17 protein-coding genes and 1 tRNA gene are annotated in these 26,558 nt (G+C 67.8%); 9 read left to right on the top strand and 9 right to left on the bottom strand.

What is annotated here, in order from left to right:
- Positions 1-305: 305 nt before the first annotated feature.
- A complete protein-coding gene (gene hisD, locus MF610_RS12275; RefSeq protein ID WP_242196953.1) occupies positions 306-1,589 on the bottom strand; it encodes a histidinol dehydrogenase in 1,284 nt (427 codons plus the stop codon).
- Positions 1,586-2,236 (bottom strand): ATP phosphoribosyltransferase, encoded by a 651-nt coding sequence (gene hisG, locus MF610_RS12270; protein ID WP_242196950.1) that lies wholly within the window; start codon positions 2,234-2,236, stop codon positions 1,586-1,588. Before hisG ends, hisD begins: the two co-directional genes overlap by 4 nt.
- Before the next feature lie 49 nt (positions 2,237-2,285).
- Here hisG and MF610_RS12265 point away from each other — a divergent pair, with 49 nt between their 5' ends.
- The 9 genes from MF610_RS12265 (at position 2,286) to MF610_RS12225 (ending at position 10,853) form a co-directional block, all read left to right on the top strand.
- Positions 2,286-3,317 carry a DUF2332 domain-containing protein gene (locus MF610_RS12265; RefSeq protein WP_242196947.1) on the top strand — a complete coding sequence of 344 codons (1,032 nt, stop codon included), beginning with the start codon at positions 2,286-2,288 and terminating at the stop codon, positions 3,315-3,317.
- The gene (gene thiL / locus MF610_RS12260) at positions 3,314-4,189 is read left to right on the top strand and encodes a thiamine-phosphate kinase (protein ID WP_242196944.1); all 876 of its coding nucleotides are present in this window, start codon (positions 3,314-3,316) and stop codon (positions 4,187-4,189) included. Before MF610_RS12265 ends, thiL begins: the two co-directional genes overlap by 4 nt.
- Positions 4,190-4,333: 144 nt before the next feature.
- Positions 4,334-6,508, top strand: coding sequence for a sodium-translocating pyrophosphatase (locus MF610_RS12255; RefSeq protein ID WP_242196941.1), 2,175 nt, complete (start codon positions 4,334-4,336; stop codon positions 6,506-6,508).
- A 139-nt stretch (positions 6,509-6,647) separates the two neighbouring features.
- A complete protein-coding gene (locus tag MF610_RS12250) occupies positions 6,648-8,579 on the top strand; it encodes an alpha/beta hydrolase family protein (RefSeq protein ID WP_242196938.1) in 1,932 nt (643 codons plus the stop codon).
- Between the two features lie 206 nt (positions 8,580-8,785).
- Positions 8,786-9,004, top strand: a complete 219-nt coding sequence (gene infA / locus MF610_RS12245; protein WP_003049127.1) for a translation initiation factor IF-1 — start codon at positions 8,786-8,788, stop codon at positions 9,002-9,004.
- Between the two features lie 29 nt (positions 9,005-9,033).
- Entirely contained in the window at positions 9,034-9,603 is a 570-nt protein-coding gene (locus MF610_RS12240; RefSeq protein ID WP_242196935.1) for a Maf family protein, read from the top strand.
- The gene (locus tag MF610_RS12235) at positions 9,596-10,570 is read left to right on the top strand and encodes a ribonuclease (protein WP_242196932.1); all 975 of its coding nucleotides are present in this window, start codon (positions 9,596-9,598) and stop codon (positions 10,568-10,570) included. Before MF610_RS12240 ends, MF610_RS12235 begins: the two co-directional genes overlap by 8 nt.
- The gene (locus MF610_RS12230; RefSeq protein ID WP_242196929.1) at positions 10,548-10,748 is read left to right on the top strand and encodes a DNA gyrase inhibitor YacG; all 201 of its coding nucleotides are present in this window, start codon (positions 10,548-10,550) and stop codon (positions 10,746-10,748) included. The genes MF610_RS12235 and MF610_RS12230 overlap by 23 nt, the downstream gene beginning before the upstream one ends.
- 29 nt (positions 10,749-10,777) lie before the next feature.
- Positions 10,778-10,853 (top strand) — tRNA-Phe (locus MF610_RS12225).
- A gap of 171 nt (positions 10,854-11,024) precedes the next feature.
- Here MF610_RS12225 and MF610_RS12220 read toward each other — a convergent pair.
- From MF610_RS12220 to MF610_RS12190, 7 genes are all read right to left on the bottom strand, one after another.
- A complete protein-coding gene (locus tag MF610_RS12220; RefSeq protein ID WP_242196926.1) occupies positions 11,025-12,491 on the bottom strand; it encodes a glycoside hydrolase family 125 protein in 1,467 nt (488 codons plus the stop codon).
- 35 nt (positions 12,492-12,526) lie between these two features.
- Positions 12,527-14,041, bottom strand: coding sequence for a tryptophan halogenase family protein (locus MF610_RS12215; RefSeq protein ID WP_242196924.1), 1,515 nt, complete (start codon positions 14,039-14,041; stop codon positions 12,527-12,529).
- Between the two features lie 233 nt (positions 14,042-14,274).
- Positions 14,275-17,343 carry a TonB-dependent receptor gene (locus MF610_RS12210; RefSeq protein WP_242196921.1) on the bottom strand — a complete coding sequence of 1,023 codons (3,069 nt, stop codon included), beginning with the start codon at positions 17,341-17,343 and terminating at the stop codon, positions 14,275-14,277.
- Positions 17,344-17,478: 135 nt separating this feature from the next.
- Positions 17,479-19,113, bottom strand: a complete 1,635-nt coding sequence (locus tag MF610_RS12205) for an endo-beta-N-acetylglucosaminidase (RefSeq protein ID WP_242196918.1) — start codon at positions 19,111-19,113, stop codon at positions 17,479-17,481.
- Positions 19,110-21,524, bottom strand: a complete 2,415-nt coding sequence (locus tag MF610_RS12200) for a beta-mannosidase (protein ID WP_242196916.1) — start codon at positions 21,522-21,524, stop codon at positions 19,110-19,112. The genes MF610_RS12205 and MF610_RS12200 overlap by 4 nt, the downstream gene beginning before the upstream one ends.
- The gene (locus tag MF610_RS12195) at positions 21,521-24,532 is read right to left on the bottom strand and encodes a GH92 family glycosyl hydrolase (protein WP_242196913.1); all 3,012 of its coding nucleotides are present in this window, start codon (positions 24,530-24,532) and stop codon (positions 21,521-21,523) included. Before MF610_RS12195 ends, MF610_RS12200 begins: the two co-directional genes overlap by 4 nt.
- A complete protein-coding gene (locus tag MF610_RS12190) occupies positions 24,529-26,415 on the bottom strand; it encodes a sodium:solute symporter family protein (protein ID WP_242196910.1) in 1,887 nt (628 codons plus the stop codon). Before MF610_RS12190 ends, MF610_RS12195 begins: the two co-directional genes overlap by 4 nt.
- Positions 26,416-26,558 lie beyond the last annotated feature (143 nt).

The following is a 26,558-nucleotide window of genomic DNA, read 5'->3' as shown; positions in this document are numbered from 1 at the left end:
CGCCGCCCCATAGCGCCACCCGGTGGCGGAAGTCGAGGGGCCGCTTTCCTACACGCGTGTGGCGTGACAGGGTGACGGCGCTCTTTGAACCGTCAGACCCCCTCCGTGCCCCAACCGTCATCCCAGCGAAGGCTGGGATCTCCCGGTAATGGAGCGCCCCCCCAAGCCGCACGACGCTCTCCCCTGCCGCAACGCGGCGTGACGCTGAAATGCGCGCGAGTGTGAACTTAGTGAACTTTGGCCCCGCCTACCCCCGCGCAGGCGGGGGTCCAGACCCGCTAGAACCAGACCCGCATACCGGAGTCCTACAACCGGATCGCCACCGACCGCGCATGCGCCGGCAGCCCTTCGGCCCCCGCGAGCGTCACCGCCGCCGGCCCGATCTTCGCCAGCGCCGCCGCGTCCAGCCCCAGGAAGCTGGTCCGCTTCATATAGTCGAGCACCGACAGCCCCGACGCGAAGCGCGCCCGCCGCCCGGTCGGCAGCACATGGTTCGGCCCCGCGACATAATCGCCCACCGCCTCCGGGGTGTATCGCCCGAGGAATACCGATCCCGCATGACGCACCGCTTTGAACAAAGGCTCGGGATCGCCCACCGCCAGCTCCAGATGCTCGGGCGCCAGCCGGTCGACGAGCGGCATCGCATCGGCCAGCGTGGGGACGATCACGATCGCTCCGTTCGCATCCCAGCTCGCCCGCGCCACCTGTCCGGTCGACAACTCGGCGATCTGGCGGTCGACGGCGTCCGCGACCCGATCGGCAAAGCCCGCATCGTCGGTGAACAGGATCGACTGGCTGGTCGGATCATGCTCGGCCTGGCTCAGCAGGTCGGCGGCGATCCATTCCGGGTCGTTCTGCCCATCGGCGACGACCACGATCTCGGACGGTCCGGCGACCATGTCGATCCCGACCACGCCGTATAGCTGCCGCTTGGCCTCCGCGACCCAGGCATTGCCCGGCCCGGTCACGACATCGACTGCCCTGATCCGGTCGGTCCCGTACGCCAGCGCCGCTACCGCCTGCGCCCCGCCGATCCGCCACACCTCGTCGACCCCCGCCAAAGCCGCCGCCGCCAGCACCAGCGGATTGACCTCGCCCTTCGGCGTCGGCGTGACCATCACGATCCGCTCGACCCCGGCGACCTTGGCCGGCACCACGTTCATCAACACCGACGAGGGATAGGCCGCGCGCCCACCGGGCACATAGACCCCCGCCGCCGCGACCGCGCTCCACCGCGCGCCCAACCGGACGCCGTCGGCGTCGACCTCGTCGCGATCCTCGGGCCGCTGCTTCGCGTGATAGGCGACGATCCGGTCATGCGCGAGCTCGAGCGCCTGCCGCAATTCGGGGTCCAGTCCGTCCAGCGCCGCCCGGCACGTCGCCAGCTCGATCCGCCAGCCGATCGCATCCGGATCATGTCCGTCGAACTTCTCGGTGAACGCCCGCACCGCCGCGTCGCCCTCGTCGCGCACCGCGCGCAGGATCGCGGTCACGTCGCGCGCCACATCGCTGTCCGCCTCACGCCGGGCATCGACCAGTGCTGCGAAGTCGGCGGCGAAGCCCGCTGCGCCCGCGTCCAGCCGGATCACGCCGCCACCGCCCGGCGGAACGCATCGACCAGCGGCACGACCTGTTCGCGGGTCTTGAACGCCGCGCGATTGACGACCAGCCGCGACGTCACCTCGGCAATGGTTTCGACTTCCACTAAACCATTCTCCTTCAGCGTCCGACCCGACGACACCAGATCGACGATGCGCGGCGCGAGGCCCAGCACCGGTGCCAGTTCCATCGCCCCGTTCAGCTTGACGCACTCCGCCTGAACGCCCCGCGCGGCGAAGTGGCGCTGGGTCGTGTGCGGATATTTGGTGGCGATGCGCACATGGCTCCACCCGCGCGGATCGTCGCCCTCGGCCATGTGCGCGGGTTCGGCGACCGAGATGCGGCAATGCCCGATCTTCAGGTCGACCGGCGCGTACAGCTCCGAATAGTCGAACTCGGCCAGCACGTCCGACCCGACGATGCCCAGCTGCGCCGCGCCATGCGCCACGAAGGTCGCGACGTCGAACGCGCGCACGCGGATCAGGTCGATATCGGCGCGGTCGGTGCGGAAGCGCAACGCCCGGCTGTCGGGATCGCGGAACGCCGCCTCGGGCAAGATGCCGGCGCGGGCGAGCAGCGGCATGGCTTCGTCGAGGATGCGCCCCTTGGGCACGGCGATGATGATGGGGTCGGTCATGGGCGTTCGCGCTTTACTTGGGGTGCGGGGCGGGCGCAACACGCGCCCCATGGCCGACGAAGCTACGAATCGCGAAGCCTTTCGCCAGCAGGCCGCGTTCTGCGCGGCGATGGACGCCCCGACCACCGCAGCGGTCTGCGACGCACTTGCCACCGCGCTCACCCGCGACGGCCGCACCGGGCGGACGGTGCTCGACTGGCCGGGTGAGCCGATCCCCGACGCACTGCCGCTGCGCCTCGTCGGCGGCCTGCATGCGCTGGCCCGCACCGGCATCGATCCCGAGCTGACCGCGCTATTCGGCGGCGAAGGCGAACCGCAAGCGATCCTGCGCCGGGTCCTGCTCGACCGCGACGCCGCGCTCCTGCCCTGGCTCGACGGTCCGCCACAGACCAACGAGCCGATGCGCTCCGCCGTCCTGATGACCGGACTGCTGGAAGTCGCCAAGCGTCACGGCCCGCGGGTCGAGCTGCTGGAGATCGGGTCGAGCGCCGGCCTCAACCTGCTGATCGACCGCTATCGCTTCGATTTGGGCGGTGTGGTCGTCGGCCCGCAGGACGCCCCGGTAACAATCCGCCCCGACTGGCGCGGAGCCCCACCGCCTTCCGCTCCGATCCGGATCGAACGCGTGCGCGGCGTCGATATCCAGCCGCTCGACGCGACCGCTCCGGCGGTCGCGGCGCGGCTCGCCGGCTATATCTGGGCCGACCAGCCCAAGCGGCAAGACCGGCTCGCCGCCGCCACCGCGATGCTGCGCGAGCGGCCGGTCGATCTGGTGCAGGGCGACGCGGTCGACTGGCTCCGCGCGGCGCTGTCCGAACCGCAAGCGGCGGGTGTCATCCGCGTCCTGATGCACTCGGTCGTCTGGCAATATCTCGGCGACACCCGCCGCGCCGCGATCACCACGATGATGACGCAAGCGGCGGCCCGCGCCACCGCCGACCGCCCGCTCGCCTGGGTCCGCATGGAGCCCGACCGCGTCCTGCAACGCCAGGAGTTGATCGTCCAGAGCTGGCCCGGCCATGGCGAGGCTCAGATGCTCGCCACCGCCCATGCCCATGGCGCGTGGATCGCGCCCGTATGACCGAAGCCGACGTCCTCGCCGCGTTGCGCACGCTACCGCTCCACCCCGGTGCCCACCGCCTGACCGACGACGCCGCGCATCTCGGCGACCTCGTGCTGACCAAGGACCTGCTGGTCGAAGGTGTGCATTTCCTGTCCCACGATCCCCCCACCGATGTCGCGTGGAAGCTGGTGGCGACCAACCTGTCCGACCTCGCCGCCAAGGGCGCGGTGCCGGTCGGGGTCATGCTCGGCTATCCGATCGACGACGACGCATGGGACAGCGCGTTCCTGTCCGGCCTCGACGACGTTCTCCGAACCTTCGCCTGCGCCCTGCTCGGCGGCGATACGGTAAAGCTGCCCGCGGGCGCCCCCCGCCTCCTGTCGCTGACCGCCATCGGCCGCAGCCCCCATGCCCCCCGCCGCGATGGCGCACGGGCAGGCGACGGCCTTTGGGTCACCGGCACGATCGGCGATGCCGGCGCGGGCCTCGCCATCGCGCAAGGTGCGGACGGGCCAGCGACGCTGCTGAACCGCTACCGCCGCCCGACACCCCGGCTGGCGGAGGGGCAGGCGCTCGCCCCCCATGTCCATGCGATGATGGACGTGTCCGACGGACTGCTGATCGACGCCCGCCGCATGGCAGCGGCCAGCGGGCTGGCGGTGACGATCGACCTAGCGAGCGTGCCGCTGTCGGATGCGCTGCAGGCGTTCGGCCACGACGCAATGACCGCCGCCACGGCCGGCGACGATTACGAATTGCTGTTCGCCTGCGATGGCGAGCCGCCGGTCGCGGCCACCCGCATCGGGGGGTTCGTGGAAGGCGAAGGACTGCACCTGCTTCAGAACGGCCACCCAATCCCCCTGCCCGACCGCTTAGGCTACCAGCACTAAATCCTCCCCATGAACATGGGGAGGATCGAACGCCGCCCGCCGCATTCCCCCTTGCGCCCCCCGCCCATCCGCATAAGCTGCCCCCTTTGAAGGGCATCGACCCGACGAGACAGCCGGGCGGCCCCGTTCAGGAGGGGTTTGCGGATGACGATCGTCTACCTGGCCATGGCATGTGCCGCGCTGGCCATACTCTACGGCATCTTCACCAGTATGCAGGTGCTGCACGCGCCTGCGGGCGATGCGCGGATGCAGGATATCGCCGCCGCCATCCAGGAAGGGGCCAAAGCGTATCTCGGCCGGCAATATCGCACCATTGCCATCGTCGGCGTCATCGTCGCCATCATCCTCTTTCCCACGCTCGGCGCACTGTCGACCGTCGGCTTCGTCATCGGCGCGGTGCTGTCGGGCGTGGCGGGCTATGTCGGCATGGAGATTTCGGTCCGCGCCAACGTCCGCACCGCCGAAGCCGCACGCGGGTCGCTGCAAGGCGGGCTCACCATGGCGTTCCGCTCGGGCGCGATCACCGGCATGCTCGTTGCTGGATTGGGCCTGTTCGCGATCGCCGGCATCTTCTGGTACCTCGTCGCGATCGACGGCCATGGTCCGGGCGACCGCGAAGTCGTCGAGGCGCTGACCGCCCTCGCGTTCGGCGCCTCGCTCATCTCGATCTTCGCGCGGCTGGGCGGCGGCATCTTCACCAAGGCGGCCGATGTCGGCGCCGATCTGGTGGGCAAGGTCGAGGCCGGCATCCCCGAGGACGACCCCCGCAACCCCGCCGTCATCGCCGATAATGTCGGCGATAACGTGGGCGACTGCGCCGGCATGGCCGCCGACCTCTTCGAAACCTATGTCGTCACCATCGGCCTGACCATGGTGTCGATCGCGCTGTTGGTACAGGCTCCGCCCGCCGAGCTGCTGCGGCTGATGGCGCTGCCGCTGATCGTCGGCGGGGTGTGCATCGTCACCTCGATCCTCGGCACCTACATGGTCCGGCTCGGCAAGGGCCAGTCGATCATGGGCGCGCTGTACAAGGGCTTCTGGACCACCGCGCTGCTTGCCGTCCCGGCCATCTATTTCGCCGCCAGCTGGGCGCTGGGCGATCTGAACGCCGTCATCGGCGGCGCGGGCTTCCTCGATCCAGGCGGCGACACGCTGACCGTCGAAGGCGCAATGGGCGCACAGGCCCCGGTCGCCGGACAGAGCTTCACCGGCATGGACCTGTTCTGGTGCATGATGATCGGCCTTGCCGTTACCGCCGCCTTGGTGTGGATTACCGAATACTACACCGGCACCGCCTATCGCCCGGTCAAGTCGATCGCGAAGGCCAGCGTCACCGGCCACGGCACCAACGTCATCCAGGGGCTGGCCATCAGCCTCGAATCGACCGCGCTGCCGACGCTGGTGATCGTCGTCGCGGTGGTCGCGTCGTACCAGCTCGCCGGCATCATCGGCGTCGCCTTCGCCGCCACCGCGTTGCTGGCGCTGGCCGGCATGGTCGTCGCGCTCGACGCATACGGCCCGGTCACCGACAATGCCGGCGGTATCGCCGAAATGGCGAACCTGCCCGACGAGGTCCGCCACCGCACCGACGCACTGGACGCCGTCGGCAACACGACCAAGGCGGTGACCAAGGGCTATGCGATCGGCTCCGCCGCGCTCGCCGCGTTGGTGCTGTTCGGCGCCTATACTACCGACCTGAAGCTGTTTTTCCCCGATCTGACCGTCGATTTCTCGCTGTCCAACCCGTACGTGATCGTCGGGCTGCTGCTCGGCGCGCTGCTGCCCTATCTGTTCGGCGCGTTCGGCATGACCGCGGTCGGCCGCGCGGCAGGATCGGTGGTGGAGGATGTCCGCGCGCAATTCGCCGCCGACCCCGGCATCATGGCCGGCACCAGCCGCCCGCAATATGGCCGCACCGTCGACATCGTCACCCGCGCCGCGATCCGCGAGATGATTATCCCCTCGCTGCTCCCCGTCCTCTCGCCTGTCGCGGTCTATTACATCGTGACGTGGGTCGCCGGGCAGTCGCAGGGGTTCGCGGCATTGGGCGCGATGCTGCTCGGCGTCATCGTCTCCGGCCTGTTCGTCGCGATCTCGATGACCAGCGGCGGCGGCGCATGGGACAATGCCAAGAAGTATATCGAGGACGGCAATTACGGCGGCAAGGGGAGCGAGGCGCACAAGGCGGCGGTCACCGGCGATACCGTGGGCGACCCGTACAAGGACACCGCCGGCCCCGCGGTCAACCCGATGATCAAGATCACCAACATCGTCGCGCTGCTGCTGCTCACCGCACTCGCCGGGGGTGGCGCGGGCTAACAATTCCCGGTTGGCAACCCCGGCGACCGCGCGCTAGCATTGGCGGCGAACGGCGGGGGCCCTTCTACAGTGGAACGACCTGCGGCACCGGGGGGTGCCGTGTGCAGTCCCGACCCCGACCGGCAAGGGGGAATAATTGATGCGGTTGCTGCCTTGGATCGGGATTGCTCTGGCCGGCGCGCTCCCTGCGCAAAGTCCGCCCGCCCCGGCCAGTACCGATCCCGCCGCGGTCGTGCCGATCACCGCCTTCGCCGAACTGCCGCTGCTCGAATCGCCCAAGCTGTCGCCCGACGGCACCCGCGTGCTGGCCAAGGGTGCGGTGGGCGGCCGGCAGGTGCTGCTGCTGACCTCGCTGATCGACGCCAAGCAACGCCATACGCTGGGAGCGCCCGAAAACACCGACATCAACTGGTGGCGCTGGGTCAATGACGACTGGCTGCTGATCGGCCTCGGCGCGCAGCAGGACTATTTCGGCCACGAAATCTACGTCACCCGCGTGCTGGCGGTCAGCACCGACATGAAGACGACGCGCCGGCTCGACTGGACCGGATCGGGCGTGCGCGCCGACGACGTGCTGTGGGTCGCGCACGACGGCAGCCCGCGCATCCTGTTGTCGCGCCAGACCGGCATGAGCAGCGAGGCCGAATTCTACCCCTCGGTGTTCGAAATCGACGTATCGACCGGCAAGTCGCGCCGCGTCGCCGAAGGACGGCCCAACGTCTATAACTGGTATGCCGATGGCGAGGGACAGGTCCGCGCCGCCTATCAGTATAACGACAGCTCGCGCACCTCGGCGTTGCTGTACCGCGCCAACAACCGCGAAAGCTTCCGCACCATCGCCAGGCGGGCGCGCAAGGATGAGGACGGGATGACCATCCCGCTGACCTTCCGCCCCGATGGCAGCGCGGTCGCGTTCGACGACGAGGACGGCTTCACCGCGCTCTACGACGTGTCGCTGCCCGACCTGAAGCTCGGCAAGAAGCTGTACGCGCTGGAGGGCTACGACGTCGACGGCATCATCGACAATGCCGACGAGAACGACGTCATTGGCGCCAGCGTCACTGGCCAGTTCGGTCGCTCGGTGTGGTTCGACGAGCGGCTGAAGGAACTGCAGCAGGCGATCGACGGATCGATCGGCGACCGCCGCGCGCGCATCGTGTCGTGGAACCGCGACCGCAGCCGCTTCCTGATCGAGGTCGGCACGGCGTCGCAGCCGGGCGGGCTGTATTTCTGGGACACCGGCAATGCGAAGATGAACCGCATCGCGTGGAACAGCGGCACGCTGCAAAGCCGCCGCCTCTCCAACGTCAGCACCATCCGCTACGCCGCACGCGACGGTACCCCGATCGAGGCGGTGCTGACCATGCCGCGCCACCGTGCGGGCCAGAAGAACCTGCCGCTGATCGTCCTGCCGCATGGCGGCCCCTCGGCCCGCGACAGCGAGGGCTGGGACTGGTGGACGCAATATCTGGCCGAGATCGGCTATGTCGTCGTCCAGCCCAACTACCGCGGATCGTCGGGCTATGGCGTCGCCTTTGCCAAGAAGGGCGCGGGGCAATGGGGCCTGAAGATGCAGGACGACCTGAACGACGCCGTCACCCATCTGGCGAAGGAAGGCATCGCCGATCCCAAGCGCGTCTGCATGGTCGGCGCGTCGTACGGCGGTTACGCGGCGATGCGCGCGGCACAGCGCGACGGCAAGCTGTATCGCTGTGCGATCAGCTATGCCGGCGTGTCGGACCTCGCCGCGCTGCGCGGCTACGACAGCCAGTTCCTGAACGGCCGCACGATCGGCGACTGGCTGCGGGGTCAGGCACCCGATTTCCAGTCGGTCTCGCCGCGCTTCCACGCCACCGACTTCTCGACCCCGATCCTGCTGATGCACGGCAAGGTCGACAAGCGTGTCCCCGTCGCCCAGTCGCGCACGCTGGCCGCCGAACTGAAGCGCGCGGGCAAACCGCACCGCTATGTCGAACAGCCGCTGGGCGATCATTTCTTTTCGCGCAGCGAGGACCGGCTGCAATTCCTGAGCGAAATGACCGCGTTCCTGAAGGAGCATAATCCGGCGTAACGGCCATCCGTCATTCCCGCCTGTGCGGGAATGACGAAGGTAGAGCCACCCTTGCCCTCCCCGCCCCCACGCCCTATTTCATGCCTCACAGCAGCGACCGGCCGTGTGCGTCACGGGTCCGGTCGTTCGCGCTTTCCTTTTTTTCGTTTAGCGCCTATGGGAACCCGCCCGGTTGCCGGTGCGCCATAATTTCACGAGGTATCTGTTTGGCGAAGGAAGAACTTCTCGAAATGCGCGGCCAGGTGGTCGAACTGCTGCCCAACGCGATGTTCCGCGTCCGGCTCGAGAACGATCACGAGATCCTGGGGCATACTGCCGGCAAGATGCGCAAGAACCGCATCCGCGTGCTGGTCGGCGACGAAGTCCTCGTCGAACTGACCCCCTATGACCTGACCAAGGGTCGCATCACCTACCGCTTCAAGTAAGCGGTGGCCGCATGACCGGAACGGCGGCCATGCGCCTGATTCTCGCCTCGACCTCGCCCCGCCGCCGCGACCTGCTGGCGCGGATCGGTGCGGTGCCCGATCGCGTCGAGGCGCCCGATATCGACGAAAACCCGGTGAAGGGCGAACTGCCGCGCCCCTACGCGCTGCGCCTTGCCGAGGCGAAGGCCCGCGCGATCGGGCCGCAGGACGGCGCGGTGGTGCTGGCCGGCGACACGACGATCGCGCTCGGCCGCCGCATCCTGCCCCCCGCCACCACAGAGGATATCCAGCGCGAGCTGCTCGGCCTGCTCTCGGGCCGTCGTCATCACTGCCTGTCGGCGGTGTGCGTCCTGATGCCCGACGGCGCGGCACGCATCCGCATTGCCGACACGATCGTCGCGTTCAAACGCCTCGAACCGCGCGAGATCGACGCGTACATTGCTTGCGGCGAAGGGCTGGGCAAGGCCGGCGGCTATGCGATCCAGGGCCGGGCCGAGGCGTTCGTCCGCTTCCTGTCGGGCAGCCATTCGGGCGTGATCGGCCTGCCGCTGTTCGACACCCGCGCATTGCTCGAAACCGCCGGCGTCCCGCTTGGCTGACTGGATCGTCGAGCGCGGCATCGGTGAGGTCCGCGCCGCGCGGATCGTCGATGGCGATATCGTCGAAGCCCGCATCGAACCCGACGACACCCTGCGCGCCGGCGCCATCCTGACCGCCCGCCTCGTCCGCCGCTTGCCCGTCCGGAACGAAGGCATCGTCGCATGGGACGGAGGCGAGGCGCTGCTCCACCCCCTGCCGCGCGCCGTGACCGAAGGCGCCACGCTGCTGGTCGAACTCACCCGTCCGCCCACGCCCGAGCCCGGCAAGCCCAAGCGCGCCCGCGCCCGCCCCGCCGCGCCCGACGCGGTGCCGGGCGACGGCCCGTCGCTTGCCGACCTGGCGCAAGCGCGCATCGTCGGTCCGTTCGATCGCGACCTGCTGGGCGCGGCCGGCTGGCCGTTGCTGATCGAGGAAGCGGCCACCGGACAGGTCGCCTTTCCCGGCGGCGCGCTGTCGATCGCGCTGACGCCCGCCATGACGCTGATCGATATCGACGGCGACCTGGCGCCCGCCGACCTCGCCATCGCCGGTGCCCGCGCCGGGGCACGGGCGATCGCCCGGCTCGACCTCGCCGGGTCGATCGGCATCGACCTGCCGACCGTGGGCGACAAGGCCGTGCGCATCGCCGCCGCCGAAGCGGTCGACGCCATCCTGCCGCAACCGTTCGAACGTACCGCGGTCAACGGCTTCGGCTTCCTGCAGATCGTGCGCCGCCGCACCCGCCTGTCGCTGCCCGAACTGTTCGCGCAGGTGCCCGCACACGCGCGCGCCCTGCTGCGGCAGGCGGAGCGGACCGGCGGCAGCGGCGAACGCACGCTCTCGGCGCATCCGGCGGTCGTCGCGGCCATCGCCGCCCGTCCCGACTGGACCGCTGCGGTCGAACGCACGCTCGGTGCGCCGCTCATCTTGCGGGCGGAAGCGACGCTCGCCATATCCGCCGGACATGTCCAGGCCCGCTTCCCGTAACAACTGCCCGCTATGTTCGGCCCCCACCGATCCGGCGCACCGCCCCTTTTGCAGCCGCGGCTGTCGCGACCGCGACATGCTGAACTGGATGGGCGAAGGCTATCGGATCCCCGGCCCCCGCGCATCGTCCGACGAAAATGTCGAAACCGGGCTGGACAGGCCTGACGCCCAAGGCTAACAGGCCCGCTCTCCCGGACAACCGGGCGTGCCCGGATAGCTCAGTTGGTAGAGCATGCGACTGAAAATCGCAGTGTCGGCGGTTCGAATCCGTCTCCGGGCACCACTTTCCCCAAATCGCTGAAATGTTCGCGGGCAGTGCGTCGCGTGAGACGCTCTTTCTCTTCGTCACTCCCGCGCAGGCGGGAGCCCATAGCCGCTGACGTATGGGCATGACCCGCAACAACGGCGTGTATGGACTCCCGCCTGTGCGGGCGTGACAAAGAGCGTTACTACCTCACACCCGAATCCCGTCCAGCGGCGCCTTCAACAACTGCGGCTTCGTTGCCGCCAGATGCAGCACGAACTCGCCGAACAGCCCATTGGCCCAGGCGAACCAGCTGCGGGTGAATTTGGTCGCGTCGTCCTTTTCGAACGCCTCGTGCATGAAGCCGGTGCCGGCATGGGTGCGCTTGAGCGTGGCAAGGCATTTGAGGATCGTCGCATCGTCGGTCGCGGTCAGCCCGCGTACGATCAGCGACATCGGCCAGATATAGTCCATGCCCTGATGCGGCCCGCCGATGCCCTCGCCAGCCGACCCCTTGAAGAACCACGGGTTCGCGTCGCTCCACGCCGCCGCCGCCGTCCGCTGCCACCGCGCATCGCTGGCGGGGACGCAACCCAGCCACGCCATGCTGGAGAGCGAGGGCACGTTGGCGTCGTCCATGAAGATCGCATTGCCGAACCCGTCGACCTCATAAGCCCACACGTCGCGCCCGTCGGGCAGCTTCATGGTCCCGTATTGCGCGATCGCCGCCGCGACCTCGCTGGCCAGCGCCGTCGCGTCGTTGGCGAGCGCCGTATCCTTGCGCGCTTCGTTGGCGACCTGCGCCATTTCGCGCAGCGTCGTGACCGCGAACATATTGGCCGGCACGAACAGCGGGTACTGACAGGCATCGTCCGACGGGCGGAAGCCCGAATGGATCATGCCGACCTTGCGCGTCGGCGCGCCGTAACCGGCCAGCAGCGTCTCGGTCGGCTGGCGGCTGGCACGCTGGAACTTGTACGGCCCCGGCCCATCTTTACGCTGTTGTTCGCGGAAGGTGCGCACGATCGCGCGCATCGCATCCGCCCATAGCGCATCGAACGGCGTCGTATCGCGCGTCGCGGTCCAGTATCCGTGCGACAGTCGCATCGAATAGCATAGCGAATCGATCTCCCACTTCCGCTCGGCGACGCCGGGCTTCATCTCGGTCTCGTCGACCTGCGACCATTCGAGGTTGGTCTTGGCCGCCGGGTCTTCCATGAAGGCGTTGGCGTAGGGATCGATCAGCACGCTGCGTGCGTGGCGCGCGATGAGGCCCCGGAACAGTTCGCGCAGCTTCGGATCCTGCTTCGCCAGATGCAGATACGACTTCACCTGTGCGGCGGAATCGCGCAGCCACAGGCAGGGAATGTCGCCGGTGATGACGAAGCTGTCGGGCTTGCCGTCGACCCGCCCCATCTTGACCGTGGTATCGAGCGTGTTGGGATAAGCGTTGGCGAACAGCCATGCCAGTTCGGGGTCGGCGATCATCCGGCTGACCCGCACGATCTCCTGTTCCACCGCCTTGCTGACGAAGCGGCGATCGGCGGGCGCCGGACGCTTGCTGACATAAGTCTTGGCGCCAGTCTGCGCGGAAGCGATCGGCGCCAGCACCCCGGTGGCGAGGCCCGCACCCAGCAGCGCGCCCTGCGTCATCAGATTGCGTCGGTCGGTAAGCATCGGGACAGTCTCCGTTCTGGTCAGGCTCGGGTAGGTCAGGCGACCATCGCCTTGCAATGGCGGTCGATGAAGGCGTGATGCGGCGGCATCGTGGCGACGGCGGCGGCGATCTCGCCGCGGATGCGATCGAGATACTGGTCGAGATGCGCTTCGGGCATGGCATCGACGATCGGATGATAATCGCGCGGCACGATCCCCTGACCGATCATCACCTGCACCCAGCTGGGCAGCGCGAAGAAATCCTCGCCGTTGCGGAAATAGCGGCCATCGGCGCGGAACAGCGCGATGGCTTCCTTCAGCGGATCGGGCACGTCCATCGTCCGGCAATCGTTCCAGAACGGCGTGTCGTCGCGGGCGGTGGCGTGGTAATGCAGCACGAGAAAGTCACGCGTGCGCTCATATTCGAACGCCGTCTCGCGATTGAACCGCTCGGGCAGCGCCGGATCGAAATCGCGCTGCGGAAACAGCCCCAGCAGCCGCCGGATACCCGCCTGCGCCAGATAGATGCTGGTCGATTCCAGCGGTTCGAGGAACCCGGCGGCCAGCCCCAGCGCGACGACGTTGCCGTTCCACGCCTTCGCCCGCCGCCCCGCGGTAAAGCGCAACTGGCGCGGCACGTCGAGCGCCTGTCCCTCAAGCGTCCCCAGCAACGTCGCCAGCGCCGCTTCGTCGCTCAGATGCGCGCTCGAATACACATACCCGTTGCCGACGCGGTGCTGCAGCGGGATGCGCCACTGCCACCCCGCCGGCCGCGCCGCCGCTTCGGTGTACGGCATCGGCGGCCCGACCGAGGCGGAGGGTACCGCAAACGCCCGGTCGCATGGCAGCCAGTGCCGCCAGTCGAGGTAGCCGGTCTTCAGCGTCTGTTCGATCAGGACCCCGTGAAACCCCGAACAGTCGATGAAGAACTCACCCTCGACGCTCCGCCCGTCCTCCAGCACGATGGACTGGACATGGCCGTTCTCGCCGTCCTGTTCGACATCGACGACCTTTCCCTCGATCCGCTCGACCCCGCGCCGCTCGGCCAGTTCGCGCAGGAACCGGGCGTAAAGGACGGCGTCGAGGTGATAGGCATAGGCGATGTCGCCGAGCGGCGTGTCGGCGGGGCCGCTCCACTGGAACTTGCCCGCCGGCGCCGCGACCGTCTGCAACGAATAGTCGCCCAGCGGCGCGGCCTGTCCGGCGAGGAAGCGTTTGAGCCACAGCTGGTGGAACGGCAACGGCCCCAGACCCCGCCCGATCGTCCCGAAGCCGTGGAGATAACGCTCGCCGATCCGCCCCCAGTCGGTGAAGCGGATGCCGAGCTTGAAGGTGCTGTTGGTCCGCGTGACGAACGCGCGCTCGTCGATGCCCAGCGTCTCGCTGTTGAACGTCTTCATATGGGGGACGCTGGATTCGCCCACCCCGACGATGCCGACCTCTTCGGATTCGACCAACCGCACCGACACGCCACGCCCGAGATAGGTGGCCAGCGCCGCCGCCGCCATCCACCCGGCACTGCCGCCGCCCAGCACGACGATGGTGCGGATGCGGTTGTCGGCCTCGGTCATATCCTCGCTCCGGTTGCCATGTCGTACCGCCTGCCGCTGCCGCACCATGTCCGCCGCAACAAGCCGGGACCGGTGCGAACATCCAGACCACCGACTCCTCGTCGTACCCCCGCGCAGGCGGGGGTCCAGAGCCAAACACAACAACAGCTGGCGTATGTCGCCCTGGACCCCCGCCTGCGCGGGGGTACGGCAGAATGGCGGCCCCGCGCCGATCGGCACGGGGGCGCGCGTCTTCAGAACTTGAACGTCGCCCCGGCGAACGCGATCCGGCCCGAATAGCCGTTGGTCCAGAACCGGGCCTTGGTATCGTTGCCCAGATGCTGGCGCAGCTCGGACTTGGTCAGGTTCAGCACCGATGCCGTCAGCACCAGCTGCGGCGTGATATTGAACGCGACGTTCACGTCCACCTGCTCGTACGGCTCGGTATAGATGGTCAACTGGTTGTGCGTCCCGTTCACCACCTCGCCGCGCCGGTTGTACGACGCCCGCGCCAGGAACCGGTCGTTTTCGTAGAACAGCGTGAAGTTCGCCTGGTTCTCGGCACTGCCGACCAGCGGCGATTCGGCGATCTCACGGCCCGCCAGCACGACGGCGGCAGTGTTGGTGTCGTTGAACGTCAGGTTGGCCTGATAGCCGACGCCAAAGTCGAACGTATGCTGGGCATAGAATTCGATGCCCTGCGACACCCCGTTCTGCCCATTGGCCTGCGTCGAGAAGTTGCGGACGTTGACCGTCTCGCCACCGATCGTCACCGCCTGATCCTGCGACACCGGCACGACGAAGTTCTTCACGTCCTTGCGGAACAGGCCGATGCCGATCACCGACCCGCGGTGATAATACCATTCGAGGCCGAGGTCGTACTGCCACGCCTGGAACGCTTCGAGGTCCTTGTTCGAACCGCTGCCGGTCCAGCCGGGCTGGCTGGTACCGCCGCCCGCCACGCGGTCGCTGCTATATTCCTCCGACACGAAGTTCAGCGCGCCGGGGAAGGCGAGGTTGGTGAACGCCGGCCGTGCGATCACCTTGGCCACCGCGCCGCGCGCCACGAGGCTGGGGGTGACGTCGAACGCGACGTTCAGGCTGGGCAGGACGTCGGTATAGGTCTTGTCGAGCGTATTCATCTCGAACGTCTTCTCGCGCACTTCGGCCCGCACGAACCCGCTTTCGCAAATCTGGTTCGCCGCCCCCGGGGTACAGGCGAGCGGTCGGCCGTCGGGACCATCGGCGAAATAATCGAGGAAGCGTTCGACCGCATCGGTCGATTCCGCGCGCTGCTGGGTACGGACGACCCGCACGCCCCAATTGCCGCGCAGGCGATCGGTCTTGAAATTCGCCTGGACATATCCCGACCAGATCTTCTCACCCACCTCGTAGATGAAGTCGGGCTCCTCGAACCGCACCGACCCGCCGTAGCGGCTGTCGAGATAGCCGAGATAGTTGGTGAAGTTGATGCCGGGGAACACGTTGGCGCTGAAGCCGCCCGGGATGTTGGTGATCGAGTCCGACAGGAAGAATTCGGGCCGCGCGGTGCTCGCGGTCGTGTCGCACTGCTGATAGCGGGTGGTCGTGCCGGGGCAGTTCCAGATGGTGTTGCCGGTGTTGCGATGCACCGATCCGTCGCGATACTTCACGCCGAACTGCAACGTGTCGAACGCGCCGTTCGACACCATCCACGTGCCGTCGGCCTGGCCGTAATATTGCGAGATGCGGGTATCGATCCACGACGAATCGGTCGACCCGACGTCGATCTCGGCGAAACCGCCGAGGATGCGGTCCTGCAGGTCGGGTGAGAAGGTCATCGACGGCGTACCGGTCAGGTCCCATGCGGTCGAACGGTTGCCCGGCTGATACTGGCCGTTGATCGCCACGCGCGGCTTGGCCGACATGCGGAAATTGATCGACGGGCCACCTTCCGACCAGGTACGACCGAGCTTCACGATGCCGACGAAATTGTCGGTCTTGTATTCCGCCTCGAAGTCCGCGGTCTGCGACAGCGCTTCCTCACGGCTGTAGCCGCCGGTCAGCTGCGGCGTCGGCACGGTGCAGTCATCGGGACCCCAGCCGCCGGGGCGCTGACCGCCGGCCGCAGCCTGCGCCTCGCTACAGAAATAGCGCTTGCCCTCGATCAGGCTGAACTGCGCGCCGGTCACGATCGTGCCGCTCGGATCGAAGTTCAGCCGGTCGAGCAACCGCCCGCCTGCCCAGTTGCCGTCGCCGTTGAAGCGGGCGATGTTCCACTCTGGCACCTTCAGCGAATTGTTGACGTAGTCGCCGGTCAGGTTGAACCGGAAATAATTCGCGGTCAGCGTCAGTCCGTCGGTCGGCCGCCACTGCGCCGTCGCCTGGATGCCCAACCGTTCGCGATTCTCGTCGCGAATGCCGAAATTGACCGCGGTCGGCATGAAGAAGCCCGAATAGAGCCGGCCATTCTGGTCGTTGAACCCCGACTGGCCCCACCATTCGCTGGGCGCGGGGGTGAAGGGATTGCCATTGACGTCGACGCCGCTGCGCGCGCCGTTCTGGTCGTACCACAGCCAGTCTTCGGTCGTGGCGCTCATCGAACGCGTCTGGCGCTTCTGCCACGTCGCGCTCGCCAGCACGCCGAACGTCTCGTCCTTGTTCTTCCATGACAGCTGGCCCGACAGCTGCGGGTCGACGCCCTTGGTCGTGTCGGCATAGGTGCCTTCGGCGGTGACGAAGCCCGACCATGCCGGCAGGTCGAGCGGACGGCGGGTGTGCAGGATCACCGTGCCGCCGATGCCGCCTTCGTCGATGCGCGCTTCCGACGACTTGAACAGCTCGGCCTTGCCCAGCAGATTGGACGGCATCAGCAGGAAGTTGAACGAACGGGTCGCCTCGCTGTTCGTCTCCGACGTCGCGATGTAGTTGCCGTTGAGCAGCGTCAGCGTCAGGTCGGGTTGCAGGCCGCGGACGCTGACCGTGCGCCCTTCGCCGCCGTCGCGGGTGATGACCACGCCCGGCACGCGCTGCAGCGCGTCGGCGACGTTGCGGTCGGGGAACTTGCTGATGTCCTCGGCCGTGATGACCTCGACCACCGCCGCCGCGTTGCGCTTGTCGCGCAGGTTGCGGTCGATCGACGAACGATAGCCGCTGACGACGATCTCACCCTCGCCTTCACCCTGCGTCGCCTCTGCCGTGGTCGCCGGGGCATCGGTCCCGACCGGATTGGCGCCGACGGTCGCCTGCGCCTGCGCGCCGCCCGCCAGTCCGAACATGCCCACGGTCGCGACGCCGGCCATCAGCCCTGCGCGAACGGTCCCGCCAAATCTAAACGCTTTCATCCGGTCCTCCCCTTCCCTGTCGCGACGGTCACGGTCGCGCTGTCCCTTGTCCCGGTCGGTCTTGCGCCGATTCGAGCCATCGCATGATGTAATCGATTACATGCATCGGCCATCGCGAATATGTCAAGCGTCTTTCTAATCGCTGCAACCGGCCTCGATCGAAATCCGGCCGAGATTGAGCGGTTGACGTGCCGCACCACGCACGACGACCGACACCCGCGTTTCCCCTGCCACCGGGCGCACGCACCATCGCGTCGTCTGCCAGCCGGTCGACGCTGTTAGCACCCGTGCCGCCTTGCGGACGCGTAGCATATAGCCCGCCCCACCGCGACTGACCGCCGTCACCGTTACCGGCCCGTCCAGTCGCAACGCATAGAGCGGCACCGTCGCGCTCCCACCCGATCCTGCGGGCGCGAGGCGGAGCGAGGACCCGCCGCTGAACGGCGCGGCGAAATCGTAATCGACCGCCACCTGCCGCTTGCCCGACGTCGCGAACTGCCATGTCGGCTGCACGTCCTGCCGCGCCATGTCGTGCCACGGCCCGCCGACGACCTTGCCGTCCTGCGCATCGACCCGGCCATGCCCGGTGTTGAAGCTGGTCCGGAACGGCAGCACCGGCACCATCCCGTTGGTGGGTGCCAGCGACGCGACCCCCGGCCAGCCGCTTCGCGCCGAACGGCCAGGGTCGCGCGTATCGCCCGCGAACAACCGCCGCTCGGCATCGTAGAAGCGCGTCACGTCACGGTCGTCACGATCGAAATCGCTGAACCGTGGCGTGCGCGCGTCGCCGGGGAAGTTATACCCGAAATGCGGCGCGAACAGCGCGACCGATCCCAGCGCTTTCCCGCCCGGCCGCTCGCGCAAGGCGTCAAGCCAGCCGCTATTGCGAAACGCCGGCTGCGCATCGCGTGCCGGCCACAGATCGGCGCCGATGAACAGGTCGTAGCGGCTGCGCCCCAGCCGCTGCGCCAACGTAGCGCCCTCGATCAGCCCCGCCCGCGTCCAGTCGTAATTGAGGAACATCGCGTCCGCCGTCCGTCGCTTCCCGTCCTGCAGGAACCGGGCATTGGCGGGGGTCAGCGCATTCTGCCACACGACGCGCCCATCGGGCAGCAACGCATCATACCAGTGGATCGTCATGTCGGACGGCGCGACCTCACGCAGTTCGGCCATGAAGTCGATCATCGCCGCGCCGTCCGCGCCGCCGGTCTCGGCATTCACGAACCAGCCGTCGAACCCGTAATAGCGCGCGATCCGCACCAGCTGCGCCGCTGCCGGGAACCGTCCCTGCGCATCGCGCCGCAGGAACGATGCGACCGTCTTGGGCGATCCGCCCCATGCCACCGGCGCGAAGAACACCGTGCCGATCACCGGCACCCCGTTGCGATGCGCCGCCTCCACCCAGCCGCGCGACGGCAGCTGTACGCCGCGTGTCGCAGTCCCTGCGAACCACGCGAACACGTCGATCTGCGGCCAATGGGTGAAGGTATAGCCGTTGAACCGCGCCGTCGCCGTGCGCTGTCCGCCCAGATCGTTCATCCCGTCAGGCGCATAGAGCACGCGCACCTGCGGATCGATCGCCGCCTTCCGATCGAGCGCTTTGGTCTGGAACCGCCGCGCCACCGGCACGCGCGCGACATTGCCCGGATCGGCGGTCGCGCCCTCCGGGGTCCAGCGCATCAGTTCGTCGATCGTCAGCGCCAGCGGCGCGCCCTGCGCCGCCGCCGGTGCGCTCGCCAGCAACGCCGTGGCGGCGATCGCGGCCTTCATGTCCGCACGATCCAGTCGGTCAGACTGGCGACCGTCACCGCCGCCCCGTCCGGCAACCACCCGTCGCGCAAGGCCACGCGTCGCGTCTCGCCCGGCAGCAGGTCGAAATGATTGTCGGCCAGATTGCCATGCGCCGCATCGACGACGATCCGAACCGCCCGCGCGAACCGCTGCGCCGTGACGACGACCGCACCGTCCTCGACCCATGCGCGCAGTCCCGGATCGGGCAGGTCGCGGACCTCGCCCAGCATCCGCACGTCGCGCGCAATGTCGCCCGCCGCGCCGACGATCCGCCCCACCAGCACCTCCGCGCCCTCGACCACCGGCACCTGCGCAACGACCGCCGCACTGTTGCCGGCAACCGTCACCGGCTCCTCGCATCGCCACAGCACGCCGCCATCGAAATCGATCAGCTCCAGCACCAGCGTCGCCTCGACCGCTTCGATGCGGTCGGACACGATATGGATCGCATGGCCGTCCGCCACCGCTTCCACCGACAGGATCACCGGCGCGAACGACCGTGCCGCCTGATAGTGCAGCGCCTTCCACCGCCCGTAATAGTCGATGCTCGACCACGAGATCGCCGGGAAACAGTCGTTGAACTGCCAATAGAGCGAACCCATGCACCGCGGCATCGCCCGGCGATGCGCCTCGAACGCGATGCGCAAGCCGTCGGCCTGGGTCAGCTGGCTGAGCGTGCAGAAGGCGGCGAAGTCGCGCGGTTCGCCATAATGCTCGCGCAGGAACCGGCCGATGATCGCATCGCCGCGCGGATGCTTCTGGTGCAGCGCCAGCACCGCCGATCCCACCGCCCGGTCTTCGGAATCGGTGAACCGCTCGACCGAGGCGATATCGGGATAGGACTGGAACCCGTATTCGCTCATGAAGCGCGGCACGCGTTCGGCATAGGCGCTCAAGGGCTCCTCGCCGTGCCATACCCCCCAATAATGATTGTCGCCGCGCGCATCGTCGGCGGGGTCGTTCCAGAACCCGATCGGCGACGACGGCATATAAAAGCGCTCGGGATCATGGTCGGCGACCAGCGCCGGCAGCAGCCCTTCGAACAGATCGCGATTGGCCGCGACCAGCCGCTCGAACAGTTCGTTCGGATAGCCGAACGTCGTCGGCCAGTTCCAGTGCGCAATGCCCAGCGACACCTCGTTATTGCCGCACCACAGCGCCAGCGAGGGATGCCGCCGCAACCGCCGGATCTGCTGCCGCGCCTCCTCCGCCACCGTTTCCAGAAACGCCGGATCGGACGGGTAGAGCGTGCAGCTGAACATGAAATCCTGCCAGATCAGGATGCCATGTTCGTCTGCCAGGTCGTGGAACAGGTCGCTCTCATACGTCCCCCCGCCCCACACCCGCAGCATGTTCATGTTCGCATCGAGCGCATCGCGGAACAGCTGGCGGTAGCGTTCGGGCGTCACCCGCTCGAGGAAACTGTCCGACGGAATATAGTTCGCGCCCTTCATGAAGGTCCGCCGCCCGTTCACCTCGATCTCGAAACACTCGCCGATCGCGTCGGCCTCGTTGCGCACGCGAAGGGTGCGCAGGCCGACCCGCGTCGTCGCCCGGTCGATCACGCCCGCCGCATCGCTAAGCGTTACGGTGAAGCCATAGAGGAACGCCTCGCCCAGCCCGTTCGGCCACCAGCGCCGCGGGTCGTCGATCACTACCCGCGCCGTCGCGCCCCTGACCGGCGCAACGCCCGCCACGTCGCACGCGATCTCGATGTCGCCGGCCCCCTCGACCGTCACATCGAAGCGCACCACCGCCCGCGCATCGTCGAGCGCCTCGACATGATGCTGCACCTCGACGATCCGCCCGCGCCGCACGACGTCGAGCCTCACCGGCCGCCATACGCCCGAGGGCACGTATTTCGGCCCCCAATCCCAGCCGAAATGATAGGGCGCTTTCCGCACATACACGCTGGCGCGCGCGTCGGTCTTGTCGTTCTCCGCCGGATAGTGGAACCCGTCCGCCGCCTGGCGGCTCTCGCCATGTACCACCGGCGAACGGAAATGCAGCGCCAGTTCGTTCGCCCCCTCCCGCAGCCGATCCTTCACCTCGACCCGGTGCGCGCGGAACATGTTGTCGCTCGACAACAGGTCCGCGCCGTTCAGCCGCACGTCGCACAGCGTGTCGAGCCCGTCGAACACCAGCGCCACGCTGTCGCCCGCCAGTTCGTCCGCCGTCACCTCGAACGTGCAGCGATAGTCCCAGTCGACCCGCTCGATCCATTGCAGCCGCGGCTCGGCATCGCGGTGATACGGGTCCTCGATCACCCCCGCACGCCACAAATCGGTGAAGTTCGACCCCGGCACCACCGCCGGCAGCCACGCGTCCTGCCCGGCTTGGCGAAAGGTCCAGCCGCTACCCAGTTCGCGGCGGGTCGTGGCAGGCATCATTGCAGGTTGATCTCGTCGAGGAACAGCCACGAAGGCCGGCCGGGCGGCTTGAGCGAAGCGGGCAGGTCGCCCCACGCGATCCCGCGCACCCGGTAATAGCGGTACGCACGCCCCGGCAGCGATATGGCGATCCGCGTCACCCGCTGCGTCACCCCGCCCCATGGCCCGATGTCGCGCTGGCCGACCGGCACCAGCCGCGCCGGATCGTCGCCCGCCAGCACCTCGATCCGGCGCGGCGGCATGATGCCGTTCATCGCATCGTCGAGATAGCCGATGGTCAGCGTCCGCGCCGGCCTGGAAGTGCCGAGGTCGATCGTCGCGGTGATATCGCCGACCCGCCCGGTCCAGCGTTTGTCGCCGTAAGCCTGCCCGCCGACGATCCCGTCGATCAGCATCGCCCCGTCCTTCGCACCATAGCCGATGCCGTCCTCGGCGATCGCGATTCGCGGGAAACCCGCCGGCGCGCCCTTCAACAGGCTGCGGACATAGTGCCGCTCCAGCGTCGTGCTCTGCCCCAGCGCCGGATCGAACGCCGCCGCGCGCAGCACGGTGTCGCGATCGATCCGCACCGGCGCGGCATAGCGCGTCGACCGCGCGGTCGGCACGCCCGCACCCCGCGTATAGCGGATCGCACCGCCCGCCGCCCGAAACGTCACCTCGCGCGTCACCGCGAAACGCGGATCGTCGACCGGATCATAGGGTGCCCATGGCGCGCGCTGCGTCACTGCCACTGGCGCCGTGTCGTCGAACGCGCCGAGGCTGCTGTCCGCCACCCCCGCGCCCCATCCCGACGGTTTCGCCCCCATCACGAAGCGCAACGTACCGCCGCTCAGCAGCTGCGCATGCGTCAGATAGCTCCGCGTCAGCGGCCGCCCGTCCAGCGTCGCCGACTGGACATAGATGTTGCGCGGCGACAGCCCGTCCGCCTCGACCACGAACGCCCGCCCGCCGGGCAACGTCACCGTCGCCCGCCGGTGATAGGGCGCGCCGATCTGATAGGTCAGGTCACCCGGCGCGACCGGATAGAAGCCCAGCGTGCTGAACACATACCAAGCCGACATCTGGCCCAGGTCGTCATTGTTGACCAACCCGCCGGGCCGGTCCGAATACATTTCGCGCAGCACGCGGTTGACGTAATATTGCGTCCGCCCCGGCTGTCCCGCGAGGTTGAACAGATACGGCATCTGGTGCCCCGGCTCGTCGCCATGACCATAGCGCCCGACGAACCCCGACAGGTCGACATGCTGTTCGCCGCCGATCGGCGTCGTGTCGGTAAAAATCCGGTCGAGCCAGTCGCCATAGGCGGCGCGCCCGCCGTGCAGCCGGATCGCCGCGGCCATGTCGTGCGGAGTGTAGGCGGAATAGGCCCAGATATTGCCCGAGACATAATGGCGGTTCAGGTCGCCCCAGTCGTCGCGGCGCATCGGCGCCTGTCGCCCGTCGGCCAGGCGCGGCAACAGCCAGCCACTGGCCGGATCGTACAACTGCCGCCACCCGGTCGCGCGCTGCGCGAACAGCGCGGCGTCGTCGGCGCGGCCGAGCTTCGCCGCCACCTGCCCGATCGTCCAGTCCTGATAATTCTGCTCGGTCGTCTTCGACACCGAACTGGCGACGTCGGCGGGCACGAAGCCGTAGCGCAGATAGCCGTCCATGCCGTTCAGGTCATAGACGTTGCTATGCTTGGTCCGGTCGAACGCGCTCGCCCGGATCGCGGCATAGGCGCTGGCCGGATCGACGCCCGGCAGCCCCTTGATCACCGCATCCGCCACGATCGACACGATCGGATAGCCGATCATCACCCGGTTATCATGCCCGACCGCTTCCCAGCTGGGCAGGATCAGCCCGGCATCGCGGTGGCGCGACACCATGCTCGCCACGATCCCGCCCGCCTTGTCCGGATCGACGATCGTCAGCAGCGGATGGACGGCGCGGTACGTATCCCAGTTCGAAAAGTTGCTGAACTGCGGGATCTTGGAGCGCAGCACCTTGCCCTCGACCCGATAGTCGCCGGTGACGTCGGACACCAGATTGGGCGCGATCGCGGCGTGATAGCTGGCGGTGTAGAAGACACGCTTCTTCGTCACATCGCGCTCATCGATGCGGATAACCGACAGCCGCTTCGCCCACGTCGCCTGCGCCGCGCGCCGCACCGTATCGAAGCCCTGCCCTTCCGCCTCGGCCCGGAAATTGGCGAGCGCGCCGGCCGCCGACGCATGCGAGATCGCCACAGCAACCTCGACCTGCCCAACGTTATTTGCAAATCGCACATAAGTACGCCGCGCTGCGCCCGTTCCCTGTCGTCCGGCGACCGGTAGATCGGCCTCGGTCAACTGCGCCGCGACGAATGGCTGCGAGAAGCGCGCCACGAAATACACGGTGCGGGCGCCTGCCGACGATCCGATCGTCCGCCGCCATCCGCGAATTTCGCGGTCCGACACGATTTCGATCGCGCTTTCGAGCGCATGGTCGTCGCCGACCGCATGGATCGGATCGATCACGACATAGCGCTCGCCAGCGCCGTTGAAGCGATAGCGGTGGAAGCCGGTGCGCAGCGTCGTGGTCAGTTCGACATCGACATCGGCGTCGTCGAGGTGGACGCGGTAATAGCCTGCCTCCGCCTTTTCCCGATCATGCGAGAAGCGCGAGCGATAGCCGGAACCGGGCCGGTCGAGCGCGCCCATCGCCGTCCCCGCCACCCGCGTCGGCATCAGCAGGATATCGCCCAGCGCGCCCAGCCCCGCCCCGCTGATATGGGTATGCGCGAACCCGTCGATGACGGTGTCGCTGTAATGATAGCCCGACGTCCATTTCCACCCATCGCGGGTGTTCGACGGGCTCAACTGCACCATCCCGAACGGCAGCGTCGCGCCCGGAAAGACATGGCCGTCGCCATCGGTGCCGATCATCGGATCGACCCATTGCACCGGATCGTCCGCCTCCTGCGCCACGGCAGGCGCAATGGGCGGCATCGCCAGCGCCAGCAGCATCGCCCCGGCGAACCACTTCACGGCCGCTGCTCCGCGGGGCCGTCGCCCAGATCCTCGGGCCAGTCGGCCAGCCGCCGATACCAGGTCCGCCACAATATCCCTCCACACACCAGCACGACGGCCAGACACGCGGCCATCGCGGTAAAATTCTTGACCACCAGAAACACCGGCGTCGCCACCAGCGCGGTCTGCATCAGCGTGCCGACCACGATGTTGAACGCATTGCGCGGCAGTTCGCGGTTGGGCTGCGCCGCCGGGTTCTCCGCCTGCATCGATGCCTGCACCGGACCCCAAAACCCCCACGGCCGCACCTGTCGGTAGAAACCCAGCAGCACCACCGGATCGGTCGGCTTCGTCATCAGGCTGGCCCCGATCGCGACCGCACCCGACACCGCAATAATGAGCGGGAACAGGTACAGCGGCAGGATCGCCCCCGCGCCCGGCATCAACGGCCCGAAGATGAACGGAAAGCTCAGCGAACAGGCGATGCCCGCTACCATGCCGGCGAAATAGCCCTCGCCGTTGAAGCGCCACCAATACCATTTGATGACGTTCGACACGGTGTACCCGCCCCACAGCCCCGACACGATCCATTGCAGCGCATCGTTGATCGACGCGACGAACAGCCCGATGCCCATCGCCAGCAGCACCACCGCAACCGATACCGCATAGCTCAACCGCACCAGCAGCCGCTGCGACGCATCGGGGTTCACGTAGCGGCGATAGACGTCGTTGACGATGTAGAGCGGCGCAGCGTTCAGGCTGGAGGCGAAGGTCGCCATGAACGCGGCCAGCAGCCCGGTGATGATGACCCCGCGCACGCCTGCGGGCATGAACGCCTGGATCGCGGCGGGCAGCAGATTCTCGAAATCGACCTTGCCACCCGATGCGAGGTCCAGCCGGTCGACGAACACCAGCGCCAGCACGGTGAACCCGGCGATCATCAGGTAGCGGATCGGCATCAGCACCACCGACACGAACCCGGTCACCTTCGCCGCGTCGCGTGGGGAGCGCGTCGCCAGCACGCGCTGCATGTCGTAGCTCGGCGCGGGACCCGCCGCGCTCTTCAATGTGCCCGAAAACAGCATCATCATCATCAGCGCGGTGAACAGTTCGTAACCGTCGCCGGCGATCTTCGCCGCCGCCTCGGGCCGGATCGCACTCCAGTCCAGCCCCAGATGCCAGCCGAAGCCCGGACTCATCCACCCCACCGGCGTCGCCGCCGCGATCTGCTGCGGCGTGACCATCGTCATCGCCATGCCGGCGACGAAGAACGCTGCCAGCGTCATGATCCCGAATTGCAGCACATCGGTCCACACGATGCCCGGCAGCCCGCCCAGTACGACATAGACCGTGACCAGCGTGGTGAAGAACACCGCATAGGCGACCGGCACCTGCGCCGGTGTCAGCGAAAGTCCCAGCGCAGGGCCGATCGCCTCCCACGGCAGGAACAATTCCATGAACTTGCCGATGCCGACGAACGCATAGACGAGGAACCCGACGACACAGATGACCGAGAACAGCACGACCGACAGATGCGACAGCCGGCTGCCGCGATTGTCGCCGAAGCGGAACAGGATCCATTCCGCCCCCGACCGCACGTTCGACCGCCGCAGCCAGATGGCGAGATACGCCATCAGGAACACCTGGTTGAACACCGGCCACAGCCATGGCAGCCAGATGCTCTTCATCCCGTACAGGAACAGCAACGTCGACAGCCACATCGTGCCCGAAATGTCGAACATTCCCGACGCATCGGACAGGCACAGCAGGTACCACGGCATCTTCTTGTTGCCGAGATAATAGCTGTCGATGCTCTCGGCGGCGCGCGCCCGCACCTTCAGCGCGATCGCCAGCGTCGCCACCAGATATGCGAGCACGATCAGCCCGTCGATCGGCGCCACGCCGCCCTCCCCATCATCGGGTCCGCGCCGGGACCGCTTGCTTGGTCCAAAGACTAGGCAGCATCGTCGGGGCTCGCAAGCGAATAATGTAATGGATTACATATGCCATCCGGCCTAAGCGCCGGTCGCGGCGGTCCGCTTGA

Source organism: Sphingomonas hankookensis, from assembly GCF_022664465.1.
Lineage (GTDB): Bacteria > Pseudomonadota > Alphaproteobacteria > Sphingomonadales > Sphingomonadaceae > Sphingomonas > Sphingomonas hankookensis.
Note: the sequence above shows the minus strand (reverse complement) of the source record. Positions and strands in the feature narration are given on the sequence as shown.